The organism is Porticoccus hydrocarbonoclasticus MCTG13d, assembly GCF_000744735.1.
GTDB classification, from domain to species: domain Bacteria; phylum Pseudomonadota; class Gammaproteobacteria; order Pseudomonadales; family Porticoccaceae; genus Porticoccus; species Porticoccus hydrocarbonoclasticus.
The window spans coordinates 512297-526928 of sequence record NZ_JQMM01000001.1 but is presented as its reverse complement, the minus strand read 5'-3'; the positions used below and the strand labels follow the sequence as shown (position 1 = coordinate 526928).

Below are 14632 nucleotides of genomic sequence, written 5' to 3'. Positions count from 1 at the left end.
AAGGGCCGCCATGGTAAACGTTTTGTCGGGGAGGCTCAACTGACCCTATACAATCGGTAGCTGACCTGTCCGGCGGTTTTTTCGCGCAGTAATTCCCACGTGGGGGAGATCTCCGGAAGGGGCTGGTATCGGTCGGTTTCCAGGTAGATCAGACTGCCGGTTGCCAGCAACCCCGGTTTCTGTAAAAGCTCGCAGCAGGGTTGCAGCAGGTCTGACGAAAACGGTGGGTCGAGAAATACGATGTCGAAGGGTTTGTCTGGTGAGTTGTTCGTCAGCCAGACGAGTGTGTCTGCCTGAATGATTCTAGCGTCGTCAGCCTTGAGTCGGGCACAGTTGTCACGCAGGTTCTCCGCTGCCTGGGGGTGCTTTTCAATCAGCGTGACCTCGGCAGCCCCCCGGGACAATGCCTCAATTCCCAGTGCTCCCGAACCGGCAAACAGGTCCAGGCACCTAGCGCCATCAATCCATGGTGTGAGCCAGTTGAACAGGGTTTCCCGGATGCGGTCGCCGGTGGGTCGTAACCCCGCCACCTCATTAAACTGTAATTTGCGCCCGCGCCACTGCCCGCCGATAATACGGACCTGACTGCGTGCCACCTTCGCAGCATGTATTGCCGTAGATGGGTGGTTTTTCAAACGTTATATACTCCCTAAAGTGGTAGCATACACCGCCCGATACCAACTGAGAAAACAGGATCACTGTGACCGACCCAAGTAAGACGGAAAATGATATGTCTGCGAATGAAAAGCGCTCTTTTTTGCAGCGTTTTCGTTCATCCAAAAAACCTGAGCAGACACCTGCCGAGGTTGAGCCAGAGCCATCAATGGCAGCGGCTGCGGAAAATACGCAAAAAAAGACGCTGGGCGACCGATTTCGTAGAGCCCTGTCGAAGACCGGCCGCACGTTTGGCAATCTGTTTCTCGGTGACCGGGAAATAGACGATGCCCTGCTGGAAGAGCTTGAAACCCTATTATTACAGGCTGATGTGGGTATTGAATCCACGGTGGAGATTATTCAGGACCTCGCCGGGCGAGTAGAGCGCAGGGAATTGGCCCACAGTCGTGCCCTGTTTGCCGCACTGCAAGATGCGATGGCAGCAAAGCTGAAACCCTGTGAGCAGGCGCTCTCCGTCACCGGGGCGCATCAGCCCTATGTGATTTTGGTCATCGGAGTCAATGGTGTCGGCAAGACCACGACCATTGGCAAACTGGCCAAACGATTTCAAAATCAGGGTAAATCAGTGATGTTGGCAGCGGGAGATACCTTCCGTGCTGCAGCGGTTGAACAGTTACAGGCCTGGGGTGACCGCAATAGAGTGCCGGTGGTTGCCCAGCACAGCGGAGCCGACAGTGCCTCGGTCATCTTTGATGCCATTCAGTCAGCCAAATCCCGGGGTACAGACATATTGATTGCCGATACTGCGGGACGTCTACATAACAAAAGCAATCTGATGGAAGAGCTGAAGAAGGTCAAACGGGTGATGGCCAAGCTCGATGAAAGTGCTCCCCATGAGGTGCTGCTCGTACTGGATGCCGGGACAGGCCAGAATGCGCTCAACCAGATGCAGCAATTTCAGGAGGCCGTTACCGTCACCGGTGTGGCACTGACCAAACTGGATGGCACCGCCAAGGGGGGCATTATCTTTTCCCTCTGTAAACGTTTTGGCGTACCCATTCGGTACGTGGGCCTAGGCGAGGGTATAGACGACCTGCAACCCTTTGTGGCTCAGGAGTATGTGGCGGCATTGTTTGACCAGAACACTTGAGTGGCAAGCCAAACCCCATGATCTGCTTTGACAAAGTCAGTAAACGTTATGCCACGGGCCAGGAGGCTCTGAGCGGTTTGACGCTGAATCTGGATGCCGGTGAAATGGCTTTCCTTACCGGGCATTCCGGTGCCGGTAAGAGTACGGTATTAAAACTGGTTATGCTGATGGAGCGTCCCACGCAGGGACAATTGCTGATCAATGGCAAAAACCTCGGTCGGTTACACCGCAGCCAGATTCCGTACTATCGGCGCAATGTGGGTGTTGTGTTTCAGAATCATCAGCTGCTGTTTGATCGAACGGTGTTTGATAATGTGGCGCTGCCGTTGCTGGTTTCCGGTTATCAACCCCGTGAAGTGGGGCGCCGGGTGAGAGCCGCTCTGGATAAAGTGGGTCTGCTCGACAAGGAAAAACAAAATCCTATAACACTGTCCGGCGGCGAGCAGCAGCGCGTGGGTATTGCCCGGGCAGTGGTACACAAGCCCCGTATTTTGCTGGCAGATGAGCCTACCGGAAACCTCGATCCAGAACTGTCATCAGAAATCATGAATCTATTCCGCGATTTTGGCGAGGTCGGTGTCACCGTCCTGATTGCTACCCATGATATTGATCTGATTTCCAGGATGGGATTGCGTGTCCTGCAGTTGCAGCAGGGCAGGTTGGCGAGTGATGAGAGGCCTGCACATGTCGGCTAACCGGTGGCAGAACCAGGATCGCAGGCCGTCGGTGGAGCGCAAGGTCGCTGCGGGCAAAAAACCGCAGATAAAAGAACCGCGACGCGGAGCAAGTGGCGGGCAAGTCGGCTGGCCTGACAAGCTGAAAAGTTATTTTCAGCATCATCAGCAATTACTCATCAGCACCAGCAGGAAATTGCTGGCGGAGCCAGTCCAGACTCTGATGACGTCACTGGTTGTGGCAATTGCGCTGGGGTTACCGGCCTCGCTTTACCTCGGTATTGTCAATCTCGAGCAGCTTGGCAGTCGCGTGGAAACAACGGCTCAGCTGACGCTCTTTCTGAACAAATCTGCCTCAGATGAAACGATTGGGCGGTTGCGGCAGAGCCTGTCGGATGATGCTGATATTCGCTCAGTCCGTTACATCTCCCGACAGCAGGCTCTGAAAGAGTTTCGCGAGTTGTCCGGTTTTGGCGATGTGCTGGAGATGTTGGAGGAGAATCCCCTGCCTGCTGTGTTGCTGGTGCAGCCGGATAATCGGTTCCAGGGGGATCTGGTGGCCAGCGAACTGCTGGTGGCAAGGATCATGGCCCTGCCGGGGGTGGATGAAGTACGGCTGGATATGAAGTGGATGGAACGCCTGCAGGCAATATTGTCTGTTGGGGAACGATTGGCGCTCGCTCTGGCCCTGGCTCTGTCGATGGGTGTGCTGTTGATCGTAGGTAACACGATCCGTTTGGCGATCGAAAATCGCCGGGATGAAATTGTCGTGGTCAAGCTGGTGGGTGGAACTGACAACTATGTCCGCCGGCCTTTTCTTTACACTGGTGTATGGTATGGCCTCATTGGCGGTTTACTGGCCTGGGTGTTGGTGGCATTGGCATTATTTTCCCTTTCCGGGCTGGTGTCGAGGCTGGCTGCGCTCTATCAAAGTGTCTTTGAGCTGGAGGGGCTGGGTTTGGTTGGCCTGCTCTATCTCATGGCAGCGGGCGCTCTGCTGGGTCTTTTGGGGGCGTGGCTGGCGGTGGCCAGGCATCTTTCCAGTATTGAGCCCGACTAGACTTTTCTTAGATAAAACTGGCGAATGCAACTTTTTTATACTATGAAAATCTAACCACAAATTGCTAAACTATTCCTCCCTGATTTTTAGAGGTTGATATGAAGAAAGCGTTACAGGCTTATGAATGGATGGCGCCAGGTGCCAATCTTGCGGCCTACATGCAGGGTGTTAACTCCATTGCCGTCTTGTCTGTGGAACAGGAGCGCTCCCTCGCCGAAGATCTCTATTATCGCGAAGACCTCGACGCTGCCCGTCGACTGGTGCTCTCGCATTTGCGCTTTGTTGTGCACATTGCCCGCTCCTACAATGGCTATGGTCTGCCCCTGGGGGATCTGATCCAGGAAGGCAATGTTGGCCTGATGAAAGCAGTAAAACGCTACAACCCCGAAAAAGGTGTGCGGCTCGTATCCTTTGCCGTCCACTGGATCAAAGCCGAGATTCACGAATATGTTCTGCGCAATTGGCGCATTGTCAAAGTGGCCACCACCAAGGCTCAACGCAAATTATTTTTTAACCTTCGCAGCGCCAAGCGCCGCTTGGCCTGGCTGACCAACAATGAAGCCGAAGCCATTGCCCAGGATCTGGGGGTGGACGTGAAGCAGGTGCTGGAAATGGAGCAGCGACTGTCGGCTCGCGATACCGCCTTCGATGTGCCGGAAGACAGCGATGAGGACAGCTACCAGGCCCCGGCACTCTATCTTGAAGACCGCCGTGCAGATCCGGCCTGGCAGCTGGAGCAGTCCGACAGTGAGGAAGATAACCACGGGCGGATGGTCAAGGCGCTTGCCGAGCTTGATGACCGCAGTCGCGATATTATCAATAGCCGGTGGCTGATGGATGATAAAGCCACACTGCACGACCTGGCGGACAAATACGGTATCTCTGCCGAACGGGTACGCCAGTTGGAGCAGAATGCCATGAAAAAAGTACGGGCGACCATGGAAGCCTGATGGCGACATTTTTGTATACTTGAAAAGCCGCGATTCCCGCGGCTTTTTTATTGAAAAGCGTTTTTCTGGAGAAATGAATGAAGCTATTAGCCGTCTGTGCGGCAATTTCGGGGTTTCTCGCCGTGGCGTTGGGTGCTTTCGGGGCCCACGGATTGCGTGGCTCGGTGAGCCCCGAGATGCTGGCTGTCTGGCAAACAGCGGTGTTATATCAGATGTTCCACGCCTTGGTGTTAGTGACTCTCGTCGTCGCAGCCGTGCGTCAGCCATTGCGATTACTGGATGTGGCCGGTTGGTTGATGGTGGCTGGAACCCTGTTGTTCTCGGGTAGCCTCTATGCCCTGGTGATTACCGGGTTTGCGGCCCTCGGTATGGTGACCCCGTTTGGTGGGCTGTTGTTTATGGCAAGTTGGGTGGTGCTGTCTTTTGCGCTGGTTCGGCTCGTTGCAATGGCGAGAGACGGCGGAGTATAGGGTTGGAGATCAGGCCGGAGTTTAAAAAGAAGTCTATTCGAAGTTATGTGGTGCGGGCGGGTCGGATGACGGAGGGCCAGCGTGCTGCTTTTGAAAAATACTGGCCCGTTTACGGACTGAGTTTGTACCAGGGCCAACTGGACGCAGATACCGCATTTGGGCGCAAGGCCCCTCGGGTACTGGAAATTGGTTTTGGTATGGGCGATTCGTTATTGACCATGCTGCAGGCGGAACCGGATAAGGATTTTATTGGTATTGAGGTGCATCCACCAGGGGTGGGGCGCCTGATCAATAATACCGGCAAACTGGCTTTGCCAAACCTGCGGGTTTATCTGGCCGATGCAAACGATGTTCTGGCCGATTGCATTGCCGACCACAGCATCGAACGCATCCAGATTTACTTTCCGGATCCCTGGCACAAGAAAAAACACAATAAACGACGGTTAATTCAGACGGCATTTGTCGAACAACTTCGGGACAAGCTGACGGTCGGGGGCATGTTGCATTTTGCAACGGATTGGCAGCCTTACGCAGAGCATATGCTGGAGATAATGGAGTCGGTCAGTGGCCTCGAAAATGTGGTCGGGGCTGGTCATTATGCGCCACGTCCGGACTACCGCCCCACCACCAAGTTTGAGCAGCGTGGCGAACGCCTGGGTCACGGTGTTTGGGATTTACTGTTCAAGTCAGTCTGAAGACCGGGAGGCGATGGTAGGAATGCAGCAGATCGCTGCCTATACTCCTGGTTGGTACTGAGATGTATCCATGTGTTTGAGTAGTGGAAATTAGAAGGAGGTAAGTGATGGGCAAGCGAGTGGCAGTAGTTCTGTCCGGCTGTGGCGTTTATGACGGCTCAGAAATTTACGAAAGTGTGATTACCCTGCTTAGTCTTGATCAGGCTGGTGCCGAGGTCCAGTGCTTTGCACCTGATATTGAGCAATTGCATGTAATTAATCACACCACGGGTGAAGTCGCTGAAGGTGAAACCCGCAATGTGCTGGTGGAAGCGGCAAGATTGGCTCGAGGTGACATCAAAAAATTGGCCGATGCCGATGCCGATGATTTTGATGCGGTCATTTTGCCGGGCGGCTTTGGCGCTGCCAAAAATCTGTCCGATTTCGCTGTCAAGGGTGCGCAGTTGAGTGTCCGCGAGGAACTCAGTAATTTTATACGTACCATGCACAACAGCGGTAAACCGGTTGGATTGATGTGTATCGCACCGGTGATGTCGGGAGTGTTATTTGGTGCTGGAGTAAAGTGCACTGTGGGCGATAACCCCGAGATTGCTGCAGCCATAGAATCCACCGGAGCTGAACACCGGACCTGTGGTGTCGGCGATATCTGTATCGATGAGCAGAACAAGCTGGTTACCACGCCCGCCTATATGTTGGCCGGCCGTATCAGTGAAGCGGCCACGGGCATCAACAAACTAGTGGACGCAGTACTGGCAATGGCTTGAACTTTGAGCCAGTTTACAGGCAATCCTTTCTGGGACTATTCGCTGGTTCACTACGGCCGCCCCGAAGTGGCCCGGGCGTGTCTCGAGTTACAGGAAGACGTTGGTGCCAATGTTAATCTGGTCCTGTTTTGTTGCTGGCTCGGCAGTTCCGGACAGGTGTTAACTGTCCAGGATCTGGATGAAGCGGAAGAGATCATTCGGGACTGGAATGAACAGGTTGTCGAGCCGTTGCGTGGCGTTCGGCGTTTTGTGCAGTCGGAATTCGCGGGCTTCGCCGATCAGGAGTGGCCGCAGGATGTTAAGCAACTTGAACTCAGGGCCGAGCGAGTTGTCCAGAATAGGCTGTGTAACTGGTGGCGGACAAAATGCGGCAGCTCAACGGACACAGACAGAGACGATAGAAGAAAGCTGAGCGGCGAAGAACAGCTGCAAAATCTGAATCTTTATTTGAGCCGTACAAGCGATATTGCAATACATTCCGGAAGTCCACTGGCTTGGCCGTTGGCTTCTGCAAAGCCCAAAAACTGAATTTACGTTAACATAACACTTAAATTGATTTTCCATACAAGGTACTGATTATGAAAATGAAATATCTACTGCTGGCTTCGACGGCCATTTTTGCTCTTGGCGCCTGCAGTGAAAAGCCCCAGACACAGCAGACAAGCGATCAGGATCAGGAGCCGGTTCTGGAAACGCAATTACAGAAGTACAGTTATGTCATTGGTGTGGATATGGGTGGCCAATTGGCCATGGGTGGTATTGAGCTGGACCGCGAAACCTTTGCCGCGGGTCTGGCTGACGCACTCGATAATCGTCCTCCGCGTATTGATAACGAAGAGCTGGCCGAGGTGATTGAAACCTTCCATGCGGAGCAGCAGGCCAAGCAACAGTCATTAAATGGTGAAAAGCAGGCGGAGATGGCAAAAGCTGGAGAGAAAAATGCCGCTGAGGGAAAAGCCTTTCTTGCTGCCAACGCCAATAAAGACGGTGTGATTACCACTGAAACCGGACTGCAATACAAGGTCATTACGGCCGGTACTGGCGCATCGCCTGATGTCAACGATCAGGTTTCCGTAGAGTATCGGGGGACTTTGGTTGACGGTACTGAGTTTGATGCCTCCGAGAAACACGGTGGTGCGATAGAGCTGAACGTCGGACAGGTAATCCCGGGTTGGACGGAAGCGCTGCAGAAAATGCAGGAAGGAGCCAAGTGGGAGCTTTACATTCCCTCCGATCTTGCCTACGGCCCAAATGGCACAGCCGGGCTGATCGGTCCCAATGCGACACTGATTTTTGAAGTGGAGCTGGTCAAAGTGATGGGCTTGGATTAATTCCTGTCCGGTTTTGCCTATTCAATAAAAAAGGCCCACGAGGGCCTTTTTTTATGGTTAGCCAGTTCGGTAATGACGCAGGAAAATTTTCCGGCGCCATAGGTCGTGTCAGCTAGTTGTTTTTTGGGATTGATCGTGATGTGCGGAATGCAGGACTTCGATCATGCAGTCCTCGGCCTCAAGCCGTGACTCAATGGCCTCTCCCAGCGTAGACAGATCCGCTGCCAGAGAAGTGAGATCGTCGGTCTCCAGATATTTGTCATTGAAGTCAAGGATCAGCTCTGTTGTTGCATCAATTGTTTCCAGCAGTCCGTTGGCGGCCTCCAGTGCGTCCTTGTCATGATAACTGTTACCTTCACGGATCAACTGATCGTAAATTTCAAAGTGGCCTGCGGAAGTGTAGTCCACAAGAATTTCAAAAAAAGTTTTGACCTTCCTGCCCTGTGAGGGGTCCTCACTGCTGAAATGGCGGATTTCGCCCAGCGCACAAAAGCGAACCAGCATTTCCTGGCGCTCCTCCAGCCACTGATCTATCAGTTGGCTGACACCTCCCCAGCGCTCTTGGGCCGACTTGCAATTTTCTAGCATAAACGGTGCTGCTTGTGATTGTTGGAATGCACCAAGCATAGGGAAACAGTGTGTGCGTGGCAAGCACACATTAGGCGCGCACGGCCACACTGGCTGTCAGGGCTAATCGAGGAAAAAAATGACCAGCCACGGCAGGCTGAAAGCTGTCAGTGCACCGGTCATGCCAAGGCCCAGGCTGGCGAAAGCGCCGCAACGGGCGCTTATTTCAAAGGCCCTGGTTGTCCCGACCCCGTGCGCACAAATTCCTGTGACAAAGCCAATGATGCGGTCGTCCGTGATACCCAGCCAACGAAAAATCAGTGGGCCCAGCACCGCTCCCACCACGCCGGTAAATACAACCACGCCGGCAGTCAATGCCGGCAGACCGCCAATCTTTTCCGACAGGCCAAGGGCGATAGGGGTGGTGACTGATTTGGGTGCCAATGAAATCAGTGTCTCTATGGAGCCACCCAGTAACCAGGCGATCACCAGGGCACTTGCTACGGCAAAACTGGCACCAAATATCAGCGTAATGATTAGCGGTCTGAATAGTCGGCTAATATGATGAAATTGCTGGTGAAGCGGGATTGCCAACGCAACGGTCGTGGTGCCCAGCAAAAAAAAGAACAGTTGATTGGCCTCCCGGTATTGATCGTAATCAATATGGGAGGCAACCAGGATGCCACTCACCATTAACGGGCCTGTGACCAGCGGGTGCATCAGCGCCTGTAGGGTGGGCCTACCCCGATTGAGCCGATACAGCCAGAGAGCGGCGGCGAAAGCAGCAAAGGTCAGTACCAACAGCAGGGTAGTGGCCAGCCACGCTGTCATGGACGCTCGCCCTCAGCGGACATCAGTTTTTGCATCAACAGGGCAGCCAATAGCAGTGTTAGCAGGGTTGCCAGAACAATGGCCCCGGCGATGGGAAGCCATTGGTTCCGGGAGATGTCAGGCAGAAAAAACAGGCCGGTGCAGGCGGGCAGGAACATCAGAGACAGGCAGCGGATAAGCGAGTGGCCCGTTCGCCCCAGCCAGGCCGGTGTTTCCGTGTGGCTGAACTGCAGTGCCAGAAATAACAGGACCATGCCGATTACCGGGCCGGGTACCGGTATCCCGGCGATGTGACTGATCCCCTCACCAATGCCCTGAAACAGGGTCAGTACGGCGAGTCCGCGCAGCAAATTCACTGGCGGCGAACCATTTGCCACACACCCAGCGCAGCCAGCAGGATAAAGCAAACCAGAGTCCAACCGGGAATGCTGAGGCCGAGAAACAGCCATTGCACCTCGGCACAGTTGCCGTCACCGCGCAATAGCATGCCCAACGCATCGCTGAATTTGAAAACGTCAAACAGGTATTCCACCGGTGGTCCGCAGGCGGGAACTCGCTCCTCTGGCAGATGTTGCAACCAGAGCTGTTTGCCGGAGAAAAAACCACCTGCCAGTGCGCTGAGGGCGGTGATAGCACCGTAAAAGCGTGTGTGCCGGTGGTGAAGAAATGCCAGCAGGGCGATAAGTCCGGTAGTTATGACGAAAACCCGCTGGGTGACACAAAGGTAACAGGGAATCAGTCCCATTATATGTTGCATGTAGAGCGCGACCAGGATCAACAGCGTGCAGCCGAGAAAGATCACCAGATTAGTCTGTCTTGCTGTCGGTATCATTGGATTATTCCCTTCAGGAGGCCATTCATTTTAGACGTTGGCTTTCAGTAAACTCAATCAACAGAGGAAAAATCTGGTGAAACTCATTGGACAACAACCGATAGTCCCGCTGCAGTTCCGGGAAAGCCTGGTGGAGGGGTATTGGGGTTTTAAAACGTTGACCGATGCGTTCCAGCATATATTCCAGATTTTGAAACTGTGCGTAGTTTTCAAGCCAGTTTACCCGGGGCGCTACTTCACTGAAACGCTTGGCCCTGTCCGGTAAAATCTCTGCATAATCCGATAGATTGCCGTAGAAATCCTGGCAGAAGTCTGTGAGTGGACGATGGTGGTACCTCGACCAGTTATCGGCCAGAAAGTGGTCGTAGCAGAGGTCGAGCAGTATCCCGCCAAAGCGCCGGTAGGGCGGTTCGAAGCGAGTGATAGCAGTCCGGACGGCCGGAAGATTGTCGGTAAAAACGTCTATTTTTCGATGCAGTAAAATCCCCGCTTCGATCGCTGGCGGGTAGTCTCCCCGGAGGGGGCCCTTGACGAAATCACCCAGTAACCCACCGATCATTTGTTCCGGACATTGGCCTGCCAGATGTAGATGGGCCAGGTAGTTCACAGCTGAAAATCATACTGCCGGTAATAATCGGCAAGAAACTGGTCGAAACTGCGGTCATCGCGCTGCTCAATCTCCTGTTGCTGTCGCAGTGAATCGCGGGCCAGCTGTTGGTAGTGTGCCTCAGTTTCCCGATCCAGTGGTGTGTCCAGGAAGTATTCGCGGTGCCGGGTGGCGTACTTCATGGCGACGCGAAAGAATGTCTGGTTGGTCTCTGCCATTTCCTCCAGCATCCGGGCCGAGGGGGTCAGTGAAGGGTCTTTTAACCGATGGCGTAGTGACAGCAACGTTTTTCGGTAACGGTCATCGCCATGGTGATCATCCATCATGTCAGCCACTGGTTTCATGTCGGCAAAAATTGCTTCGGACCATTCGAGGAGTGATCGATCACTTCCGCCGTCCCGTAGGGTAAGCAGGGGATCGCGTCCCCGATAAACCGTGAGCCGCTGATTTTCCAGGATATTTCGATATTCCTGGTCATCGGTGTCCGGGCTACTGGCCAACAGGCAAGTGAGCAGAAAAATGTCGAGGAAATCTATCTGTTCACGATTAATACCCAGCGGCTGGTAAGGATTAAGGTCAATACAGCGCACCTCGATATATTCAACACCGCGCTCCCACAGTGCCCTCAATGGAGTCTCTCCGGTGTTGGTCGTCCGCTTTGGCCGGATGGTGCTGTAAAACTCATTTTCAATCTGTAGTAAATGGGTGCTTAGTTGATGGTACTCGCCATGAAGGTCTTTGAGTCCTACTGATTCGTACGCCGGATAGGGTTTGACCAGCGCACCGCGGAGGGTGGTCACGTAGCTGCGCAGATCGTTATAACAGACAATCAGTTGCTCCTGGGCCGTGCTTTGATAACCCAAGTCGCCCATTCTCAGTGATGTGGCGTCGGGCGCGTAGAGGCTGTGATCGTCTTTGCCAAAGGGTATCAGGCGATGCTCACGACCTCTGACAAAGCTGCGGCAAACCCCGGGCGACGCACCGAACAAATAGAGTAATAACCAGAAGTAACGGCGGAAATTGCGAATCAGGGCAAAGTAGTTTTCAGTTTTAAAATTCTGTAGCGACTGGCCGGGATTCTCTGCCTTGCGCAACATCTCCCAGAGTGAATCCGGGGCTGAAAAATTGTAGTGGATACCGGCAATCGTCTGCATCAGTCGGCCATAGCGGTGGCCCAGACCAACCCGGTAAACACTTTTCATTTTGCCAATATTGGAGGTGCCGTAATAGCCCACCGGAATATCACTGTCGCCACTGAGCTGGCAGGGCATACTGTTGGCCCAGAGCAATTCATCGCCAATCCTGTGGTAAGTGAAGCGGTGGATATCCTCCAGGGTTTGCAATACCAGATCGGCATCCCTGGAAGGTGGCGTAATGAATTCCAGTAATGCCTCCGAGTAATCCGTGGTGATTTTCGGGTGGGTCAACGCAGACCCCAATGCCAATGGATGGGGAGTCTGTGCCAGTTTGCCGGCCGGCGTCACCCGCAGGCTCTCTTTCTCAATACCTCTGACCATACCGGTCAGGAGCTGATCCCCGGACGCATCAGTCAGCAGGGCCAAACGGTTTTTTAGTAGTGGCAAGTTAAATTCCTTATCAGGCAAAAATCGTGTTTTTGTCTTCCCGGGCAAGTAGCACCCTGCAGAGCAAAGGGTTGAAAGTTGATGATTTCCGGTCAGCTAAGTGTAACTGAATTGCCGCCATTGCAAGAGACCATTGGGCTGTCACAAAATCCCTAAAAAAGTGCCATAAGGCTGTCATGCCACAGTCACACCATGAATTCACTCAAATGACAGGGTGAGTGTGAGTGGAATGAGAGTGACAGTATTTGGTGGAGGCTATGTGGGATTGGTGACCAGTGTGTGTCTTGCCCATGTTGGCCATCAGGTTTCCTGTATTGATCAGGATGCACTGAAAATAAATGCGTTGCGTCGAGGGATAGCCCCTATTTTTGAACCCGGTCTTGAGGACTATCTGGTAGAAACACAGCGGCAGGGATCGTTGGTGTTTACGACCGACGTCGCCGAAGCCGTTACCCATGGCGAAGTGATTTTTATCGCCGTGGGCACGCCCTGTGATGAAGATGGTGAGGCGGATACCCGACATGTCCTGTCAGTGGCAGACACCATTGGCCAGTATCTGCAGGACTCTGCCGTGATTGTTAATAAATCCACGGTGCCTGTGGGCACAGCCGATAAAGTGAGGGCCCTGATTGAAAAGAAGCTCCATCATCGTGCGCTCGATATACCCTTTGACGTGGTCTCAAACCCCGAGTTTCTGAAAGAAGGTGCAGCCATCGGTGATTTTATGAAGCCGGACCGGATTGTACTTGGCACTGGTTCCGAACGCGCCACCGGCATTATGCGGGAGCTTTATGCACCGTTTAACCGAAATCATGAAAAGTTGATGGTCATGGACGTTCGCTCAGCGGAGCTGACCAAATACGCAGCAAATGCGATGTTGGCCACCAAAATCAGTTTTATCAATGAGATAGCGAATCTCGCCGAATACCTGGGTGCCGATATCGAAAAAGTTCGTCTGGGCATCGGTGCGGACCCCCGCATTGGCTACCATTTTATTTACCCTGGTTGTGGTTACGGGGGCTCCTGTTTTCCAAAGGATGTGCGTGCCCTGCAGGTGACGGCTGAAAAGGTGGGTTACCTCACCCCCCTGCTGTCGGCGGTACAGCAGGTCAATAGCGAACAGAAACAGCGGCTGTTTCAGAAGCTCTACCATTACTTTAATGGTGACCTGAAGGGGAAAACCATTGCCGTGTGGGGGCTGGCATTCAAGCCTCGAACCGACGATATGCGCGAGGCCCCGAGCAGGGTGCTATTGGAGTCTCTCTGGCAGCATGGCGCCCTGGTGCAGGCATATGACCCACGCGCCATGGAGGAGTGTCAGCGCATCTACGGCGATCGCGACGATCTGGTGTTGGCAGGCACCAAAGAGTCTGCGGCGAAGGGTGCTGATGGATTGGTGATCTGTACAGAATGGAAGCACTTCTGGGCCCCTGACTTTGCAGCGCTTGCCGAGAAAATGAAGCGACCCTTAATTGTTGATGGCCGCAACCTGTTTGATCCCAGGCGGGTTGCCGAAGCCGGTTTTGATTACCTGGCGATGGGGCGGACGGGTGTCGTGAAACAGGGGGGCAACAGTGGCCCTGCAGTGATTGGGGCGTGCAATACGCTGGCGGAGTCAGTGACCTGATTGGCCTGAGGCCGTTGTCCTTCAGGAGAGCCGCGGTAGTGAATACGGTGCGCTGATCGTACTGTCATTGGCTGCCTGATCGCATTTGATCGCCTGTTGCAGGTCGCCCCAGTGAAGCAGCTCGAGCTTGCCCTGGCGATGTTCGACCAATGCCGTGCAGCTCTCCACCCAATCGCCATCATTGCAATAGAGAATCCCATCGATCGTTCGGATTTCTGGTTGGTGGATGTGCCCGCAGACAATACCGTCTGCTTCCTGACGAACGGCTTCCTTGGCCGCTGCTTCTTCAAAAGCGATTATGGCCGCACGGGCATTTCTGACCCGGTTCTTCACGTACTGAGCGAGCGACCAGTAAGGCAGCCCCCAACAGCGTCTCAAGGCGTTGCTCCAGCGGTTAAAATGTAGCAGCAGGCTGTAGCCGGCGTCGCCTGCCAGACGCGCAAACCGGCTGCACAGCACAGCATGATCGAACTCATCACCGTGCAGCAAGAGTAATTTTTTGCCCTCGTGGGTGGTGTGGACAAATTGCTGGTGAATCTCGATATTGAGAAGCACGGTGCCAGCCACTTCTCTCATCAGATCATCGTGATTGCCCGGTATATAAATCACCCGGGTGCCGTTATTCGCCAGATCGATGATTTTGCGCAATACCTCGTGATGACTGGGTGGCCAGAGAAAAGAGCGTTTCATTGCCCACAAATCGACCACATCACCTACCAAGTAAAGCCGGTTAGTGTGAGTTTTATTGAGGAAATCCAGCAAGAAATTTGCCTTGCAGTCCCGATAGCCCAAATGAATGTCCGATAGCCATATGGCGTTATAGTGCATAGCTGGCCTCACAGTTCCTGATTACAGAGCTTTGTTGGAAACTTAGTG

18 protein-coding genes are annotated in these 14632 nt (G+C 53.6%); 10 read left to right on the top strand and 8 right to left on the bottom strand.

All coding sequences use genetic code 11. From position 1 onward, the window contains the following. Nucleotides 1-35 precede the first annotated feature (35 nt). Nucleotides 36-635 carry a 16S rRNA (guanine(966)-N(2))-methyltransferase RsmD gene (gene rsmD, locus U740_RS02560; RefSeq protein WP_051921148.1) on the bottom strand — a complete coding sequence of 200 codons (600 nt, stop codon included), beginning with the start codon at nucleotides 633-635 and terminating at the stop codon, nucleotides 36-38. A 95-nt stretch (nucleotides 636-730) separates the two neighbouring features. On the opposite strand from rsmD, the gene ftsY reads away from it, so the two are divergent. From ftsY to U740_RS02515, 9 genes are all read left to right on the top strand, one after another. Next, nucleotides 731-1765, top strand: coding sequence for a signal recognition particle-docking protein FtsY (gene ftsY / locus U740_RS02555; protein ID WP_051921147.1), 1035 nt, complete (start codon nucleotides 731-733; stop codon nucleotides 1763-1765). A 17-nt stretch (nucleotides 1766-1782) separates the two neighbouring features. After that, nucleotides 1783-2460 (top strand): cell division ATP-binding protein FtsE, encoded by a 678-nt coding sequence (gene ftsE, locus U740_RS02550; RefSeq protein WP_036861069.1) that lies wholly within the window; start codon nucleotides 1783-1785, stop codon nucleotides 2458-2460. Continuing rightward, the gene (gene ftsX / locus U740_RS02545; RefSeq protein ID WP_152556775.1) at nucleotides 2435-3499 is read left to right on the top strand and encodes a permease-like cell division protein FtsX; all 1065 of its coding nucleotides are present in this window, start codon (nucleotides 2435-2437) and stop codon (nucleotides 3497-3499) included. Before ftsE ends, ftsX begins: the two co-directional genes overlap by 26 nt. 98 nt (nucleotides 3500-3597) lie before the next feature. Then, on the top strand, nucleotides 3598-4449 hold the full coding sequence (rpoH, locus tag U740_RS02540; protein ID WP_036858756.1) for an RNA polymerase sigma factor RpoH: 852 nt from the start codon (nucleotides 3598-3600) through the stop codon (nucleotides 4447-4449). Between the two features lie 77 nt (nucleotides 4450-4526). Further along, nucleotides 4527-4919: a DUF423 domain-containing protein gene (locus tag U740_RS02535; RefSeq protein WP_036858754.1), complete on the top strand. Its 393-nt coding sequence runs from the start codon at nucleotides 4527-4529 to the stop codon at nucleotides 4917-4919. 8 nt (nucleotides 4920-4927) lie between these two features. After that, the gene (trmB, locus tag U740_RS02530; protein ID WP_036861065.1) at nucleotides 4928-5614 is read left to right on the top strand and encodes a tRNA (guanosine(46)-N7)-methyltransferase TrmB; all 687 of its coding nucleotides are present in this window, start codon (nucleotides 4928-4930) and stop codon (nucleotides 5612-5614) included. 107 nt (nucleotides 5615-5721) lie between these two features. Then, on the top strand, nucleotides 5722-6378 hold the full coding sequence (elbB, locus tag U740_RS02525) for an isoprenoid biosynthesis glyoxalase ElbB (protein ID WP_036858753.1): 657 nt from the start codon (nucleotides 5722-5724) through the stop codon (nucleotides 6376-6378). Nucleotides 6379-6381: 3 nt separating this feature from the next. Further along, entirely contained in the window at nucleotides 6382-6906 is a 525-nt protein-coding gene (locus U740_RS02520) for a TIGR02444 family protein (RefSeq protein ID WP_051921146.1), read from the top strand. A gap of 50 nt (nucleotides 6907-6956) precedes the next feature. After that, a complete protein-coding gene (locus U740_RS02515) occupies nucleotides 6957-7709 on the top strand; it encodes a BamJ family beta-barrel-assembly machinery protein (protein ID WP_036858752.1) in 753 nt (250 codons plus the stop codon). Between the two features lie 108 nt (nucleotides 7710-7817). Here the strand turns inward: U740_RS02515 and U740_RS02510 are convergent, their stop codons facing one another. The 6 genes from U740_RS02510 to gshA all read right to left on the bottom strand — a co-directional run bounded on the left by U740_RS02510 (nucleotide 7818) and on the right by gshA (nucleotide 12129). Beyond that, entirely contained in the window at nucleotides 7818-8297 is a 480-nt protein-coding gene (locus U740_RS02510; protein ID WP_036858751.1) for an Rsd/AlgQ family anti-sigma factor, read from the bottom strand. A 102-nt stretch (nucleotides 8298-8399) separates the two neighbouring features. Continuing rightward, a complete protein-coding gene (locus tag U740_RS02505; RefSeq protein ID WP_036858749.1) occupies nucleotides 8400-9107 on the bottom strand; it encodes an LrgB family protein in 708 nt (235 codons plus the stop codon). Further along, entirely contained in the window at nucleotides 9104-9463 is a 360-nt protein-coding gene (locus tag U740_RS02500; RefSeq protein ID WP_051921145.1) for a CidA/LrgA family protein, read from the bottom strand. Before U740_RS02500 ends, U740_RS02505 begins: the two co-directional genes overlap by 4 nt. Beyond that, complete coding sequence (locus U740_RS02495) at nucleotides 9460-9939, bottom strand: disulfide bond formation protein B (RefSeq protein ID WP_036858748.1); 480 nt, start codon at nucleotides 9937-9939, stop codon at nucleotides 9460-9462. Before U740_RS02495 ends, U740_RS02500 begins: the two co-directional genes overlap by 4 nt. 25 nt (nucleotides 9940-9964) lie before the next feature. Next, on the bottom strand, nucleotides 9965-10546 hold the full coding sequence (locus U740_RS02490; RefSeq protein ID WP_036858747.1) for an acyl carrier protein phosphodiesterase: 582 nt from the start codon (nucleotides 10544-10546) through the stop codon (nucleotides 9965-9967). After that, on the bottom strand, nucleotides 10543-12129 hold the full coding sequence (gshA, locus tag U740_RS02485) for a glutamate--cysteine ligase (RefSeq protein ID WP_051921144.1): 1587 nt from the start codon (nucleotides 12127-12129) through the stop codon (nucleotides 10543-10545). Before gshA ends, U740_RS02490 begins: the two co-directional genes overlap by 4 nt. Before the next feature lie 229 nt (nucleotides 12130-12358). On the opposite strand from gshA, the gene U740_RS02480 reads away from it, so the two are divergent. Further along, a complete protein-coding gene (locus tag U740_RS02480) occupies nucleotides 12359-13756 on the top strand; it encodes a UDP-glucose dehydrogenase family protein (protein WP_051921143.1) in 1398 nt (465 codons plus the stop codon). A gap of 21 nt (nucleotides 13757-13777) precedes the next feature. Here the strand turns inward: U740_RS02480 and U740_RS02475 are convergent, their stop codons facing one another. After that, nucleotides 13778-14584 (bottom strand): UDP-2,3-diacylglucosamine diphosphatase, encoded by an 807-nt coding sequence (locus tag U740_RS02475; RefSeq protein WP_036858746.1) that lies wholly within the window; start codon nucleotides 14582-14584, stop codon nucleotides 13778-13780. Nucleotides 14585-14632: the final 48 nt, after the last annotated feature.